Origin of the sequence: Pseudomonas duriflava, from assembly GCF_007830155.1 — a bacterium.
In the GTDB taxonomy this organism is placed as follows: domain Bacteria; phylum Pseudomonadota; class Gammaproteobacteria; order Pseudomonadales; family Pseudomonadaceae; genus Chryseomonas; species Chryseomonas duriflava.
Genome location: NZ_VLKY01000014.1, coordinates 49741 through 66084, shown reverse-complemented (window position 1 = coordinate 66084; position 16344 = coordinate 49741). Strand labels below are relative to the sequence as shown.

Below are 16344 nucleotides of genomic sequence, written 5' to 3'. Positions count from 1 at the left end.
AGGCGTCGTACAACGACCCCGACTCAGAACAAGAATGATTCAAGCTGCTAATTTTTACCGCAGCCTTCATGGACACAGTCAAGAGGACGCGTGATATGCCTGAGGTGACCCTCACCACCCTGCAGACGCTGAAACAGCGCGGCGAAAAGATCGCCATGCTGACCAGCTACGATGCTACTTTTGCTCATGCCGCCAGCCAGGCCGGCGTGGATGTGCTTCTAGTCGGCGACTCCCTGGGCATGGTTTTACAAGGGCATGACAGTACCTTGCCCGTGACCACAGCTGATATGGCCTACCATACGGCCTGCGTTAAACGAGGCAACCGTGGCGCTCTGATTGTTGCGGACATGTCCTTTATGGCATACGCCACGCTTGAGCAAACTTTCACTAATGCCGCAGCGCTTATGCAGGCCGGCGCACAGATGATCAAGCTAGAAGGTGCAGGCTGGCTTGCCGAGCCTATACGGCAATTGGCCGAACGCGGCATTCCAGTGTGTGCGCACTTAGGTTTGACCCCTCAATCTGTGAATGTTTTTGGCGGCTTCAAAGTTCAAGGACGAAGTGAAGCTCAGGCCCAGCAATTGCGTGAAGACGCCCAGGCACTCGAAGCAGCTGGTGCGGCCATGTTATTGCTCGAATGCGTACCAAGCGCTCTGGCGAAAGAAATCACACAGGCAGCCGGTGTACCGGTCATAGGGATCGGCGCCGGCGCGGCAACCGACGGGCAGGTTCTGGTCATGCACGACATGCTTGGCCTGTCACTACGCGGTCGCGCCCCCAAGTTTGTCAAAAACTTTATGGCGGGGCAGACCAGTATTCAGGAGGCGCTCGCCGCCTATGTACAGGCCGTCAAGGACGGCTCCTTTCCAGCTCCCGAACATGGGTTTTCCGCATGATTACGGTCCATACCGTTCACCATCTGCGCCTTGCAGTTGCCCAGGCTCGCCGGGCCGGCCAGCGTATTGGCTTCGTCCCCACCATGGGAAACCTGCATGCTGGCCATGTTGCCTTGGTCGATACGGCTCGTATACATAGTGATTTCGTAGTGGCCAGTATCTTCGTTAACCCGCTTCAGTTCGGCCCTAGTGAAGATCTGGATAAATACCCGCGTACTCTTGCGGCTGATCAGGAAAAGCTCGACGCCGCAGGGTGTGCTCTCTTATTTGCACCGACGGTTGAAGAAATGTATCCCGAGGGCATGGCTAACCAGACACGTGTGAGCGTACCCGGTGTGTCCGAAGGGCTCTGTGGCGCCAGTCGACCAGGCCATTTCGAAGGAGTCGCCACCGTAGTCAACAAGCTGTTCAACATGGTGCAGCCAGATGTGGCTGTATTCGGGCAAAAGGACTACCAACAGTTGGCAGTGATCCGCAAAATGGTTGGCGACCTGAACTTGCCGATCGAGATTATTGGCCAGCCTACCGTACGTGCTACCGACGGCCTGGCATTGTCCTCGCGCAATGGTTACTTGAATACTGAGCAGCGCGCCAGCGCACCTTGCCTATACAGCTTACTCAAGCGCTTAGCCGAAACCATTCAACAAGGCCGCCGGGACTATCCTGTTCTTCTAGAAAAGGCTAAACATCAATTAGAAGCGGATGGCCTGCAAGTCGACTATCTGGAAATTCGCCAGCAGGATACGCTCCTGCCTGCTACAGAAAAGGACCGCAAGTTGGTTCTACTGCTAGCAGTTTTCATGGGCACTACGCGCCTGATCGATAATTTATCGTTCGAGAGCGAGACCTGACCCGCATTCCTATAGCGCTTCGCTGGAGCCCGGAACATGCCGGGCTTTTTTGTGTCTGAATCCCGTCAATTGGCTTGACGGACACGCCCGATGTAGCGTGCTATAGCCTCTGCACACGATATTAGCCCCTACGATGTAGTGCATAACATCCGATAAGACCTACCGAAGGAAGCCGAACGCAATGGAGTATTACCGACAGCCCCTCGACGTTACCCAGTTGAATGCCTGGAAAGCCTTGGCTGATCATCGCCAAGAGATGCAGACATTCACCATGCGTAACGCTTTTGCGGCCGATCCCGAACGCTTTAAACAGTTTTCTCTGGACACCTGCGGGCTGTTTCTCGATTACTCCAAGAACCTCATTAGTCGGCAGACGCGCAGCTTGTTGACCTCCCTTGCTCGCGAGGCTGGTCTTGAGGGTGCAATCAGGGCCTTGCTTGACGGTGAACCTGTCAACTCTTCGGAAGGACGTCCCGCTTTGCATACGGCGCTACGTCGTCCGGTTGGCGACAAGGTGCTGGTCAATGGCATTGATGTCATGCCGGAAGTGCATGGAGTGCTCAGCAAGCTGACCGAACTGGTTAATCGGATCCATCGCGGTCTCTGGCAAGGTTTTACGGGCAGGGCCATTACTGATGTAGTCAATATTGGTATTGGCGGCTCTTTCCTCGGCCCGCAGCAAGTCGCCGAAGCCTTGCTGCCCTATAGCCAGCCCAATGTACGCTGTCATTACCTGGCTAATATTGACGGTAGCGAATTCTATGAATTAATTGCCAAGTTGCAGGCTGAAACCACCCTGTTCATCGTGTCCTCAAAGTCATTCGGCACGCTGGAAACGCTAAAGAACGCTCAGGCTGCACGCGCTTGGTGCCTTGGCCAGGGCTGCCCAGAGCAGGACCTACATAAACATTTCATCGCTGTCTCCAGCAATGTCAAATATGCCGTCGAGTTCGGCATTCATGAAGACAATATTTTCCCGATGTGGGACTGGGTAGGCGGTCGTTATTCGCTATGGTCGGCCATTGGATTGCCCGTTGCATTGGCAATAGGCATGTCCAACTTCAAGGATCTACTGGCTGGCGCCTACAGCATGGACCAGCATTTCCTGAACGCCCCGTTCGAAAGCAACATGCCGGTTCTACTCGGCCTGCTGGGCGTTTGGTACGGGAATTTCTGGAACGCCCAGAGCCATGCCGTACTCACCTATGACCATTATCTACGCGACTTCACCAAGCACTTGCAACAGATGGACATGGAGTCCAATGGCAAGCGAGTCCGCCAGGATGGATCGCCTGTCTCGCTGGCGACCGGCCCGGTCATCTGGGGTGGCGTAGGCACCAATGGTCAGCATGCCTATCACCAGCTCCTGCACCAGGGTACCTTACTGATCCCTTGTGATTTTATCGTTCCAGTCGTCAGCCATCACCCGATCGAAGATCATCATCAGTGGCTGTATGCCAATTGCCTGTCTCAGAGTCAGGCGTTAATGCTGGGCAAGACCCAGGAGGAAGCCGAGGCGGAGCTACGCGCCAAGGGCCTTTCGGAAGAGCAAGTCGCCACGCTGGCGCCGCACAAGGTCATTCCTGGTAACCGACCGAGTAATACACTGGTATTCGAGCGCGTTACGCCAAGCAGCCTGGGTGCCCTGGTTGCCCTGTATGAGCATAAGGTTTTCGTACAGAGCGTCATCTGGGGTATCAACGCCTTTGATCAGTGGGGCGTGGAGCTTGGTAAAGAACTGGGTAAAGATGTCTATCAGCATCTTATCGGCGCGGCTGAAGGCAAGGCCACTGACGGGTCAACCCAAGGCTTAGTGGAGTATTTCCGCCGCCATCACCGCGGTTAATCGCTCCCCCTCCAAGCGCCGCCTTGCGGCGCTTTCTTTATTCCCTACTGCTACTTTTTACCAGAAATACTATCAGGCTGAACCCTGCTGTGGAAAAGCCGCCTAATCTCAATAGTTGATGCGGAGAACAACCACAACAGGAGCCCGCCATGTCTGAACATCACCGCTACCCTGTACCAGACGCCGTAAAGCAGAACGCTTTGCTCGATAGTGACGGCTATGAGCGTCTTTACCGCCAATCGGTGGAAGAGCCAGATCGTTTCTGGGCTGAGCAGGCGTCTACCATGCTGGAGTGGTTTACTCCGTGGAATAAAGTCCACCATAGCGATCTTGCAAAAGGCGAGGCCTCTTGGTTTTCCGGTGGTCAGCTAAATGTAGCTTACAACTGTATCGATCGGCACCTTGAACACCGCGGCGATCAGGTCGCTCTCATCTGGGAAGGCGACAACCCGGCGGACTCGGCCAAAATCACTTACCGTGAACTGCATCGAAACGTATGCCGCCTGGCTAATGTACTCAAGGCACGCGGTGTAAAAAAGGGTGACCGGGTCTGTCTGTACCTACCCATGATTCCTGAGGCGGCCTATGCCATGCTCGCCTGTGCACGCCTAGGGGCCGTTCATTCCGTAGTGTTTGGTGGCTTTTCCCCCGATGCGCTACGCGACCGCATCCTTGATGCCGATTGCCGGACAGTAATAACTGCCGATGAAGGCGTTCGTGGCGGCAAAATCGTTCCGCTCAAGAATAATGTCGATAAAGCCTTGGCCTCCTGCCCAAATGTTTCCAGTGTGATTGTGGTTCAGCGTACCCAGGGCGAAACTGCCTGGAGTGAAGGCCGTGATAGCTGGTACCACGAGGCGATTCAGCAGGTCGAAGATGAATGCCCTGCCGAACCGGTCGACGCCGAACATCCTCTCTTTATCCTGTACACCTCAGGCTCCACAGGCAAACCCAAGGGGGTACTGCATACCACGGGCGGATATCTTCTGGGCGCTGCCCTAACCTTCAAATACATTTTTGATTATCACGAAGGAGAGATTTTCTGGTGCACAGCCGATGTGGGCTGGGTCACGGGTCATAGTTATATTGTCTATGGCCCGCTTGCCAATGGCGCCACGACCCTAGTCTATGAAGGTATGCCGAGCTATCCGGATGCCTCGCGTTTCTGGCAGGTTGTAGATAAACACCAGGTCAACATTTTCTATACGGCACCAACAGCCATCCGAGCCCTCATGCGTGAAGGCGACGCCCATGTGCATAAGAGTTCAAGGGCAAGCCTGCGCCTGTTGGGAAGTGTAGGCGAGCCGATTAACCCGGAGGCTTGGGAATGGTATTACCGAGTCGTAGGAGAGCAGCGGTGCCCGGTGGTTGATACGTGGTGGCAAACCGAGACAGGCAGCATTCTCATCGCGCCGCTACCAGGTGCTACCGAGCTTAAGCCAGGCTCCGCAACGCGCCCCTTCTTTGGTGTCCAACCGGTGCTGTTGGATGATCAAGGCAAAGAGATAGAAGGCTCCGGCTCGGGCGTCCTCGCTATCAAGGCCAGTTGGCCGAGCCAGATCCGTAGTATCTATGGTGATCACCAGCGCATGATCGATACCTATTTCAAGGCATACCCAGGTTATTACTTCACAGGCGACGGTGCCCGTCGCGACGAGGACGGGTATTACTGGATTACCGGCCGGGTCGACGATGTCATCAATGTTTCCGGGCACCGGATCGGAACCGCCGAAGTGGAAAGCGTGTTGGCTCTACATGACGAAGTCGCCGAAGCCGCTGTGGTAGGTTGTCCTCATGATGTCAAAGGCCAATGCGTTTATGCCTTCGTTACACCTATGGGTGGTGTCCAGCCTAGCGAAGAACTCAAGAAACGCCTGATTGCCCAAGTAGCTTCTGAGATCGGTAGTTTTGCTAAGCCGGACTTTCTTCAATGGGCGCCACGCCTGCCCAAAACTCGCTCTGGCAAGATCATGCGGCGTATCTTGCGCAAGATTGCCTGTGACGAGCTAGATACCCTAGGAGATACTTCGACGCTTGCTGACCCTTCGGTTGTTCAAGAGTTGATAAACCATCGTCTTAACCGGGCTGCCAAGTCTTGATAGTCATACCTGCCCGGCTTAAGCGCTCTTATGCCTTTGCCGGGCGGCAAATCACTGAGAACTGATACTGGCTTGGTGTCTCTTTATGGCATCCTCATTCAAACCCTAGCATGATGAGTTGCTTGGGATAGATGTTGTATCGAGGCAGCAATGGAAGCGTTACGACGTCGTATCGAAAGTCAGGTCATGAGCTTGACCGGGTTAAGCCTGGGCGGCATCGACTATGAGAACCCGCCCGGTGATCCTGGGCTGTTCGGGCCTGATTCGGTCTGCTGGAAAGTCCATAGTGACTTTACCTGCATGCTGATTGGCGGTATTGCAGCCCTGCTCCTACAAATGCTTCACCCTTTGGCATTGGCAGGTGTATGGGACCACTCACGATTTCGTGAAGATATGCTGGGACGCCTGCGCCGTACCGGGCAATTCATTGCTGCCACTACGTTTGGCAGCCGCGCCGACGCAGACCGCCTGATTGATAAAGTACGTGTCATTCATACACAGGTCAGGGGCTTCGCTGCAGATGGGCGCCCTTATGCTGCCGACGATCCACATTTGCTTACTTGGGTCCATGTGGCCGAGGTCAGCCACTTTCTTAAAGCTTATCTACGCTACTTCAACCCAACGCTATCTATTGCAGAGCAAGATCGCTACTACCAAGAAGTTGCTCTAATTGCGCGGCGTCTCGGCGCACAGGACATACCAGAGTCGTGCGCGGAAGTAGACGCTTACCTACAAGCCATGCGTTCAGCGCTTATCTATGACGACCGAACCCGCGAGGTGACACGCGTGCTGTTTAACGCCCCTGCGCCCAGCGCCTTAGCCAAGCCATTCGGTTCTCTGATGATGCGGGCAGGTGTTGACCTGCTTCCTCTTTGGGCAGCCGAACAATTGGAGTTAAGGCCTGGGCCGATAGAACGCCGTCTAGTACGTGTGGGTGTCGAGCGTACGGCCCCGCTCTTACGGTGGGCAGTCCGTAATGGCTCTTCGCATCGGGCACGACGCCGCATGAGCAAGACCACGCATCCTTGATCATTCGCACAGCTTCCTAACAACCTGTATTCTGCGCGTCTTCATCTGCCCTATTGCATAAGATCTGTTATGACTTCGCTTCTCTCTGCCCTGGACGATGCTCTATCCCGCCGTGAGTCTCTCCTGGCGCAGCTACATACCGAGGGTACAGATTGCTATCGCCTCTTTCATGGTACACAGGAAGGCGCCTCAGGGCTTACCATTGACCGCTATGGTTCTCAGCTGCTCATACAAAGCTTTCATACGCCGCTTGATCGAGATGCCTTGTTCGCTTTACATACACGAATTGAGCGACACCTCGATCAGGCGCTGCATCTGATCTACAACAATCGCTCCCAAGGCAACTCGCGGATCGACCGTACCGATGCGGTTTATACTCCGACCCTGGAGGCGCTTGAGCCGACCATAGGTCATGAGTGGGGGCTTAACTACCGTATTCGCAGCCGGCATGAGGGTCAGGACCCCCTACTGTTTCTTGATCTGCGTAACGCCAGGGATTGGATTAAACAGAACAGCGCAGGCCGATCGGTACTCAATCTCTTCGCCTATACCTGCGGGGTAGGTTTATGCGCTGCGGCAGGTGGCGCCAGCGAGGTCTGGAATCTTGATTTTGCCGCACGAAATCTAGCAGTAGGTCAGGAAAATAATCGTCTGAACCCGACATTGCCCTTGATGCACTTTGTCCAGTCCGACTACTTTCCAGCCATTCGACAGTTAGCGGGCCTGCCTATTTCACGCCGTCACGGACAGCATCTACCCAGTTATCCTCGGCTGCAGGCCCGCTCGTTCGATCTGGTCTTTCTAGACCCACCCGCCTGGGCAAAAAGCCCGTTCGGAACAGTCGATTTGCTAAGGGATTACCAGAGCCTTATTAAGCCTGCGCTTCTAGCCACAGCCAATGGTGGCACTCTCGTGTGCTGTAATAACTTGGCTAAGGTCGATATGACCGAATGGCAAGAGACCGTGATACGCTGTGCCAACAAACTCGGCCGCCCGGTGCGCGATTGTCAGATCCTGCCTCCCGCCAGTGACTTCCCCTCGTTCGATGGCCGCTCACCGCTCAAAACATTGATTTTACAGTTGTAAGCCCGAGGAGCTTTCAAAGCCGTACTAGTCGACCCGCCTGGGCATGCCTTTAAAAGCTACTGGCTTTCAAACATCTCTACAGAGTTATCTGCCGGAGCCGTATAGTCAGCAAACCCCATATAAAAACAGTCTTAATCAAATGGATAATGGTTCTGCTGACTACACCAACTCTAGTGCTATTACTGTCATTAATATTGGGTTAGCTAATAAGAATGTTGGCCGGTTCCATCCTTATACTTGGCAGTGATTAACAATGCTGTCAAACGCATCAGCGTTTTCTTGATCTTGAATATCTGTCACCCTGCCAATGTAGATATCCAGGCGGTTAAGCTACATGATAGTGGTTTAGCCTCTCTGAACTTAGTGCTGACTGCTTATCGAGGCTACTAGGCTGCCAGTACTCAGAATGGGTATATCAGGGAGCTATCTCTAGCTACTTCTTAACGTTTTGGTCTCATTAAATTTATGCGTGAAGAGCACGGCATGAAATACCTAAAGAAGTCAGCCAGTAAACTCATACTAGCGCTCTGCCTTGGGTTAACGTGCTCAACCCAAACAATAGCTGACTCCTTACGGTGTGGTAATCAATTGATCAATACCGAAGACACGCTTTTTGAAGTGCAGCGGAAATGTGGCGAGCCAGCCAGCAAAACAGACCTTGGTTATCGAGAGATCATCAATCCATACCACCACTATCGTGCTGAAGTAAGGGTTCAGCAATGGGTTTATGGACCTTGGAACGGAATGTATTATTACCTGACTTTCCGGGGTGACAGGCTTTTTAGTATTAAAAGCCTGAGGGGTCCTTAAAATTCAGGCCACCCTCAAACGGCGCTTCAGCTCTAATAAATGGGCATGGCATAGCCTGACTCGCTTCATCTGCATGTGAAGAACAGGCAAGTGGCTAATTTCATCGCATTCAACCACCGCTGACTCAAGAACATCTAACAGATGTGCCTCAATCTCCTCCAATTCCTGAAGGCAGGATGCGTCGCTACATTGTTGAAGTGCTGCAAGGGCATGGATATAAAACATTTTAAATTGGCCAACCAGGCCGCTGTCATTAGCAGGAGAGCTTTTTACAGCAGTGAGTTGTTGGCTCAATACAGTGCTTAGATTAGCCTTTGCTCTCGCCATTTCAGAGAACAAGGTTTTTAGTTGTGGACTAGAAATCAACGCAATGGCTGACTCATAAAACAAGCGTCCATCATTAGTGATTGCAATCAGATCAAATAGTGTATCGGTTGTCTTAGACATGGCGCTTACCTCTTAATAACGCCAAGGGCGAGCATTTCACTCGCCCTATTGCTTTACTTATTCAGCCGCTTTCAAACCATCCGCTGAGACGTCTTTAACACCCTTGATGTTTTGGGCTTTTTCAATAGCCAACTCACGCTGCGCATCGGTATTAACCATGCCTGATAAAGAAACCACGCCTTTGTTGGTTTCAACCTTGATGTCTGTACCTTTGATATGGTCATCTGCTAGGAAGGAGGACTTCACCTTTCCGGTAATCCAAGTATCAGAAACTTCTTCCTTAGCCTGATCAACGGTGTCATTGGCAGCTACCATCATGGGCAGAGTATCTGTGGCAGCCAATACGCTACCGGCAAGAGGCATACTTAAAGCAGTAGCGGCAGCAGCAACGGCAGCAAATGTCGTGAAAGTTTTTTTCATGGTTATAACTCCTGTTTCCTTAGGTATACACCGGGTCCTTGCCCAGATACCCTAGATTCGCAATAGCTATGCCATATTTAAGAATTTTTTTATCCAATAAAATCAATAACTTAACGAATAAAGCCAACTTTAATCAGTTGCATATTGCATTAAGGTTAGTTTTCTCCATTGCAACTTGCATGATTGAAAGTGACGGAACTATTATAAAAAAACCCGGCGCTAGGCCGGGTTTTTTAACTTACTCTACTTAGGCGCCAGATGCTTCTGCAGCAGCTACATCTTTAATGGAAAGTTTGATACGGCCGCGGTTATCGACATCCAATACCAGTACTTTCACTTCCTGACCCTCTTTCAACACATCGGTTACTTTCTCGATGCGCTGATCACTGATCTGGGAAATATGTACCAGGCCATCCTTGCCAGGCAGGATATTGACGAAAGCACCAAAATCTACGATTCGCTCGACCTTACCAACGTAAATCTTGCCAATCTCAGCTTCCGCCGTGATGCCCAAGACACGCTGCCGAGCCGCTTCTGCAGCTTCGCGAGTTTCGCCATAGATCTTCACGCTACCATCGTCTTCGATATCGATCGAAGCCTTGGTTTCTTCACAAATAGCACGGATCGTAGCGCCGCCCTTACCGATGACGTCACGAATCTTATCTGAATCGATTTTCATGGCGAGCATGGTCGGTGCATTTGCAGACAGTTCAGCACGCGGCTTAGCAATCACTTGGTTCATCTGACCAAGGATGTTCAGACGGGCTTCCAAGGCTTGGCCCAGGGCAATTTCCATGATCTCTTCGGTAATACCGTTGATCTTGATGTCCATCTGCAGAGCAGTAACACCTTTATCAGTACCAGCTACCTTAAAGTCCATGTCACCCAGATGATCTTCATCACCTAGGATATCGGTCAGAACGGCAAACTTATCACCTTCCTTGACCAAGCCCATGGCAATACCGGCCACCGGTGCACGTACCGGTACGCCAGCATCCATCAAAGCTAGAGAGGCGCCACATACAGAAGCCATGGAGCTGGAACCATTAGACTCCGTAATTTCCGACACAACCCGAATGCTGTAAGGGAAATCTTCCTGAGCAGGCAACATGGCCTGTACGCCACGACGTGCCAAGCGACCATGACCAATCTCACGACGGCCCGGGCTACCCATACGTCCACACTCACCTACAGAGAAAGGTGGGAAGTTGTAGTGCAGCATAAAAGTATCGCGGCGCTCTCCTTCCAAGGTGTCCAACAACTGCGCATCACGTGCTGTACCTAGCGTAGCAACAACCAACGCCTGAGTTTCACCGCGCGTGAACAGGGCAGAACCATGTGTCTTGTCCAGTACGCCTACTTCGATTTTCAATGGACGCACAGTGCGGGTATCACGGCCATCGATACGAGGCTTGCCATTGACTATGTTTTCACGAACGGTGCGGTATTCCAGAAGGCCAAAGACCTCTTTAACCTCGGCCGCACTGAACTGACCTTCAGCCTCGCCAGCAAATTTGGCAACCGCTTCGTCACGTAGCGCACCCAGGGCTGCATAGCGGTCCTGCTTGATCGTAATGGCGTAGGCCTGCGAAATAGCCTCACCAAACTCCGCTTTTAACTGGTTAACCAGTACGGTGTTTTCGGCTGGAGCCTGCCATTCCCAGGCTGGCTTGCCAGCTTCAGCAGCAAATGCCTTGATTGTATCGATAACAACCTGGAACTCTTCGTGGGCGAATAGAACTGCACCCAACATTTGATCTTCGGTCAGCTCGTCCGCTTCGGACTCAACCATCAATACGGCATCTGACGTACCCGCTACGACCATGTCGAGCCTGGAGCTTTCTAGCTGCTCATAAGTAGGGTTGAGGATGTAACCCAGCTCAGGATGGAAACCAACGCGTGCAGCGCCAATAGGACCAGCGAATGGAATACCTGAAATAGCCAACGCAGCCGAAGTACCGATCATCGCAGCAATGTCCGGATCAGTCTTCTTGTTAGTTGAAACTACCGTGCAAACAACTTGCACTTCGTTCATGAAGCCTTCAGGAAACAGGGGACGGATCGGACGATCGATCAGACGTGAGGTAAGTGTTTCCTTCTCGCTTGGCCGACCTTCACGCTTGAAGAAGCCGCCAGGAATTCGACCTGCTGCATAGGTCTTTTCCTGATAATGAACTGAAAGCGGGAAGAAATCACGGCCTTCGGCAGGAGACTTTGCACCTACTACCGTCACCAGGACGCTAACGTCTTCAGTCGATACTAATACGGCACCACTGGCTTGACGGGCAATGCGCCCGGTTTCCAGGGTTACGGTCTGCTGACCGAATTTAAATGTCTTGATTACTGGATTCACAGTATTTCCTTCTTGTATTGCCTTGGGGAAATTGTGAGAGTGGTGGGAATCGGACCCTACGCAATCTCGGGATGCCTGAAGCAAAAAAGCTGGAGGCCGGCATGTACCGACCCCCAGCTCTGAGCTGCTAGCCTCCAGCTCGCATCGTCATTAACGACGCAGACCCAGACGACCGATCAAGTCGCTGTAACGAGAGGTGTCCTTGGCCTTCAGGTAGTCCAGCAGCTTACGACGCTGGTTAACCATGCGGATCAGGCCACGACGGCTGTGGTGGTCCTTACCGTTGGCCTTAAAGTGGCCTTGCAGCTTGTCAATGTTGGCGGACAGCAGAGCTACCTGCACTTCCGGAGAACCGGTGTCGCCTTCAGCGCGCTTGTACTCGTTAACGATCTGGGCTTTTTCTTCAACGCTCAGTGCCATGATAGGGCTCCTTGAGGTAACAGGCCGAGGAATTACCTCGTTTTCAAGAAAGAGAAATGACCGCGCCTGTTGACAGCCACCCTCGTATCGGCCTCACGACCGAATCAGTCGACGAGGCGCAATACGCCCGTCTTCAGTTACTTCACCGATTCCGATAAAGCGACCGTTATTATCCTGCACCCGCATCCAGCCGAACTTAGGAGCATCGGCGGCCCGCACAGGCTGACCATGCAGCCAATAATAAGCGCTGTGCTCAGTTAATTGTAACAGAGGCCAATGCTCAAGACCGCTGTCCACAGGAAGCAGCAAAGCGTCCAGCGCTTCCGACCCACCTTGTGCATGAGCCTCTTCCAATGTTTCAAGGCTGATGCTTTGGGCCAGGGTAAAGGGCCCTGCCTGGGTACGGCGCAATTCAGCAACATGGGCACCACAGCCGAGAACCTGCCCTAGATCTTCTACTAGGGTACGAACATAAGTTCCCTTGCTACATGCTACATTTAACGTGGCGCGATCATCTATTAATGCAACTAGCTCAAGGCGAGCAATAGTAACAGAACGCGCTTCGCGCTCCACTACTTCTCCAGCACGTGCCAGTTTGTATAGTGGTTGACCATCACGCTTTAACGCGGAGTACATGGGTGGAACTTGTTCTATATCACCACGAAACCTTGGTAATGCATCTTCAATGAGCGAAGCATTGACCATAACCGGTCTTCGCTCAAGTATTTCGCCTTCAGCATCACCTGTTGTTGTGGTGACACCTAATTGCATTACCGTCTCGTACCCCTTATCTGCATCAAGCAGATACTGGGAAAATTTTGTCGCCTCTCCAAAGCAAAGGGGCAATACCCCCGTAGCGAGTGGATCTAAACTGCCGGTATGCCCTGCTTTTTCAGCATTTAACAACCAGCGAACCTTTTGCAGGGCAGCATTGGAGCTGAGCCCTCGCGGCTTGTCGAGCACCAGGATTCCGTTGACGGCGCGACGAATTCGCTTTACTTGGGCCACACCTTATTCCTCACCCTCGTGATGCCGGTCTTCAGCTACGGCGCGCTCAATCAGGGCCGACAATTCCGCGCCCCGACGAATACTTTCATCGTAATGAAAATGCAATTGAGGAACACTACGGAGTTTCATTGTCCGGCCTAGCTGCTGACGCAAAAATCCCGCAGCGTCTTTCAAGACCTTAAGGTTCTGAGCGATATCTTCAGCTGAGTCTTTACCTAGCATCGTAACGAAGACCTTGGCATGAGCCAGGTCACGCGTAACGTCCACCCCTGTGATGGTAACCATCCCAAGACGAGGATCTTTGATTTCACGGTGAATCAGAGATGCCAACTCACGCTGCATCTGATCACCAATGCGCTGAGTACGGCTGTAATCTTTTGCCATGTTCGTTCTCTCAACAGCCACACGTCATTAAAAGACGAAGCTGGAAGCCGCTTTAAACGACTTCCAGCTCGTGACTTTTACGTGCGTAGGTTATAGCGAGCGAGCAACTTCAACTTTCTCGAAGACCTCGATCTTGTCGCCAACCCTCACATCGTTATAGCTCTTGACGCCGATACCGCACTCCATGCCGGCACGAACTTCAGCCACATCGTCCTTGAAACGACGCAGCGACTCAAGTTCGCCTTCGAAGATAACAATATCTTCACGCAGGACACGTATTGGGCGATTACGGTGCACTATACCTTCGACAACCATGCAACCAGCAACAGCACCAAATTTTGGCGAGCGGAACACATCACGAACTTCGGCAATCCCTAGGATATTTTCACGGACATCGCTGCCCAGCATCCCAGTGAGAGCTTTCTTTACATCTTCGATGATGTCGTAAATAACGTTGTAATAACGTAGATCTAGGCCTTCCTGTTCAACGATTTTACGTGCGCCAGCATCAGCGCGGACGTTGAAGCCAAACAGGACTGCATTAGAGGCTAGAGCAAGGTTTGCATCACTTTCCGTAATGCCACCGACGCCACCGGCTACAACTCGCACCTGTACTTCGTCATTACCAAGGCCATTCAGAGAGCTTTGTAGCGCTTCTAAAGACCCGCGGACATCTGACTTCAGAACAATATTTAGGGTCTTTTTCTCATCCTGCCCCATGTTCTCGAAGATGTTTTCGAGTTTACCTGCCTGAGCCCGCGCCAGCTTGACCTCTCGGAACTTACCCTGACGGAACAAGGCAACTTCACGGGCCTTTTTCTCATCTGTCAGCACAGTAAGTTCATCACCGGCCTCTGGTGTACCATCCAGACCCAAAATTTCAACAGGGATTGAAGGTCCGGCTTCCTTGATCGGCTTGCCGTTTTCGTCAAGCATGGCGCGGATACGGCCATAATTCACGCCAACCAATGCCATATCACCCTGGCGCAGGGTACCGTTCTGAACCAGAACCGTAGCTACAGGACCACGACCCTTATCCAGGCGGGACTCAATAACAACACCACGCCCAGGAGCTGAAGGAGTTGCGGTCAGTTCTAGAACTTCAGCCTGCAAGAGAATGGCCTCAAGCAGTTCATCGACGCCAGTACCCGCCTTGGCAGACACATGAACAAACTGCGTATCGCCACCCCATTCTTCGGGAATAACGTTACGACCAGCCAAATCGTGCTTCACGCGATCCGGATCGGCATCGGGCTTATCAATCTTGTTAACCGCAACGACAATTGGAACACCTGCCGCCTTAGCATGTTGAATCGCCTCTTCGGTTTGAGGCATAACGCCATCATCTGCAGCCACAACCAGGATAACAATGTCAGTCGCTTGAGCGCCACGGGCACGCATTGCAGTAAAGGCTGCGTGGCCAGGCGTATCCAGGAAAGTAACCATGCCACGATCCGTATCAACATGATACGCACCGATATGCTGGGTAATCCCACCTGCCTCTCCAGCAGCTACCTTGGCGCGGCGAATATAATCAAGCAGCGAGGTTTTGCCATGGTCCACGTGTCCCATAACTGTTACTACAGGCGCTCGATGTACCTCTTCGCCTTCAAACTTCAGCGACTCGGCCAATTGCTCTTCAAGCGCATTTTCACTGACTAGCTTGACCTTATGACCAAGCTCTTCGGCAAGCAACTGAGCAGTTTCGCGATCTAGTACTTGGTTAATAGTAACCGGAGAGCCCATCTTGAACATGAACTTGATGACTTCAGCTGCCTTAACAGACATTTGCTGAGCCAGCTCGGCAACGGTAATAGTCTCGCCCAGTATCACTTCGCGCACTACGGGTCCTGTCGGATTCTGGAATCCGTGCTGATTACGCTTTTTGAGCTTGGACTTGTTCCGGCCACCACGACGGCCAAAGCCCTCCTCCTCATCGTCGCCTCCACTGGCACGAACGACACGTGGAGCAGGAACTTTTTCCTTCTCTTTCAACGAAGGACGATGCTGGGCGTGCTTACGATCACGACGCTCGTCCTCATCACGCTTGCTTGCTACTGGAGCGACACGACGAGGCTCTTCACGCTTGCGGTCGGCCGCTTCAACAGCTGCGGGCGCCGGTTTTTCTGCAACCACTTCTTCCACGATTTCCTCGGGCTTGGTTTTCACAGCTGTAGTGACCGCCGTCTCTGTCGTAGGCACTGTGGCCTTCGCAGCAGTTTGCTGACGCGCCTCTTCTTCGGCCTTGAGACGTGCGTCTTCTTCTGCCTTCAGACGTGCTTCTTCTTCAGCACGCTGACGGGCTTCTTCTTCAGCTTTAACACGCGCCGCTTCTTCGGCAGCACGCTGGGCTTCTAACTCTTTTTGCTGCGCTGCTGCCAATTCAGCAGGGCTTTGCTTCATATAGGTCTTTTTCTTACGAACCTCAACATTGACGGTTTTACTACCTGCAACCTTCAATGTCGTTTGAGTTTTTCGCTGTAACGTAATTTTACTAGGTTCGTCCAGCTTGACATTACCCTTCAGGTGGGCCAGAAGCTTCTGCTTTTCATTATCAGTTACTACCTGGTCCGCGCTACTATGGGACAGGCCCGCTTCACGCATTTGCTGCAGCAGGCGTTCAACCGGTGTATTGACCGTCTGGGCCAGTTCTCTCACCGTGACTTGCGTCATGCACTCATCTCCTCAGGCTGCA

Annotated in this window: 14 protein-coding genes; 7 read left to right on the top strand and 7 right to left on the bottom strand. The window is 52.5% G+C overall.

The window, feature by feature from the left end; all coding sequences use genetic code 11:
• Positions 1–95: 95 nt before the first annotated feature.
• The 7 genes from panB to IQ22_RS18400 all read left to right on the top strand — a co-directional run bounded on the left by panB (position 96) and on the right by IQ22_RS18400 (position 8617).
• Entirely contained in the window at positions 96–896 is an 801-nt protein-coding gene (gene panB / locus IQ22_RS18430; RefSeq protein WP_145144709.1) for a 3-methyl-2-oxobutanoate hydroxymethyltransferase, read from the top strand.
• Entirely contained in the window at positions 893–1747 is an 855-nt protein-coding gene (gene panC, locus IQ22_RS18425; RefSeq protein WP_145144707.1) for a pantoate--beta-alanine ligase, read from the top strand. Before panB ends, panC begins: the two co-directional genes overlap by 4 nt.
• Positions 1748–1928: 181 nt before the next feature.
• Positions 1929–3593: a glucose-6-phosphate isomerase gene (gene pgi / locus IQ22_RS18420; RefSeq protein WP_145144705.1), complete on the top strand. Its 1665-nt coding sequence runs from the start codon at positions 1929–1931 to the stop codon at positions 3591–3593.
• Positions 3594–3742: 149 nt separating this feature from the next.
• Positions 3743–5692 carry an acetate--CoA ligase gene (acs, locus tag IQ22_RS18415; protein ID WP_145144703.1) on the top strand — a complete coding sequence of 650 codons (1950 nt, stop codon included), beginning with the start codon at positions 3743–3745 and terminating at the stop codon, positions 5690–5692.
• Positions 5693–5842: 150 nt separating this feature from the next.
• Positions 5843–6721, top strand: a complete 879-nt coding sequence (locus IQ22_RS18410) for an oxygenase MpaB family protein (RefSeq protein WP_145144701.1) — start codon at positions 5843–5845, stop codon at positions 6719–6721.
• A 69-nt stretch (positions 6722–6790) separates the two neighbouring features.
• The gene (locus IQ22_RS18405; RefSeq protein ID WP_145144700.1) at positions 6791–7807 is read left to right on the top strand and encodes a class I SAM-dependent rRNA methyltransferase; all 1017 of its coding nucleotides are present in this window, start codon (positions 6791–6793) and stop codon (positions 7805–7807) included.
• A gap of 465 nt (positions 7808–8272) precedes the next feature.
• Positions 8273–8617, top strand: coding sequence for a DUF2845 domain-containing protein (locus IQ22_RS18400; protein WP_342212459.1), 345 nt, complete (start codon positions 8273–8275; stop codon positions 8615–8617).
• Between the two features lie 3 nt (positions 8618–8620).
• Here the strand turns inward: IQ22_RS18400 and IQ22_RS18395 are convergent, their stop codons facing one another.
• The 7 genes from IQ22_RS18395 to infB all read right to left on the bottom strand — a co-directional run bounded on the left by IQ22_RS18395 (position 8621) and on the right by infB (position 16322).
• Positions 8621–9064, bottom strand: a complete 444-nt coding sequence (locus tag IQ22_RS18395) for a PA2169 family four-helix-bundle protein (RefSeq protein WP_145144696.1) — start codon at positions 9062–9064, stop codon at positions 8621–8623.
• Positions 9065–9121: 57 nt separating this feature from the next.
• On the bottom strand, positions 9122–9484 hold the full coding sequence (locus IQ22_RS18390) for a BON domain-containing protein (RefSeq protein WP_145144694.1): 363 nt from the start codon (positions 9482–9484) through the stop codon (positions 9122–9124).
• A 247-nt stretch (positions 9485–9731) separates the two neighbouring features.
• Positions 9732–11837 carry a polyribonucleotide nucleotidyltransferase gene (gene pnp, locus IQ22_RS18385; protein ID WP_145144693.1) on the bottom strand — a complete coding sequence of 702 codons (2106 nt, stop codon included), beginning with the start codon at positions 11835–11837 and terminating at the stop codon, positions 9732–9734.
• Between the two features lie 150 nt (positions 11838–11987).
• Positions 11988–12257 (bottom strand): 30S ribosomal protein S15, encoded by a 270-nt coding sequence (rpsO, locus tag IQ22_RS18380; RefSeq protein ID WP_145144691.1) that lies wholly within the window; start codon positions 12255–12257, stop codon positions 11988–11990.
• Between the two features lie 93 nt (positions 12258–12350).
• A complete protein-coding gene (gene truB / locus IQ22_RS18375; RefSeq protein ID WP_145144689.1) occupies positions 12351–13265 on the bottom strand; it encodes a tRNA pseudouridine(55) synthase TruB in 915 nt (304 codons plus the stop codon).
• A gap of 3 nt (positions 13266–13268) precedes the next feature.
• Positions 13269–13649, bottom strand: coding sequence for a 30S ribosome-binding factor RbfA (gene rbfA / locus IQ22_RS18370; RefSeq protein ID WP_145144687.1), 381 nt, complete (start codon positions 13647–13649; stop codon positions 13269–13271).
• Between the two features lie 90 nt (positions 13650–13739).
• Entirely contained in the window at positions 13740–16322 is a 2583-nt protein-coding gene (infB, locus tag IQ22_RS18365) for a translation initiation factor IF-2 (RefSeq protein ID WP_145144685.1), read from the bottom strand.
• Positions 16323–16344: the final 22 nt, after the last annotated feature.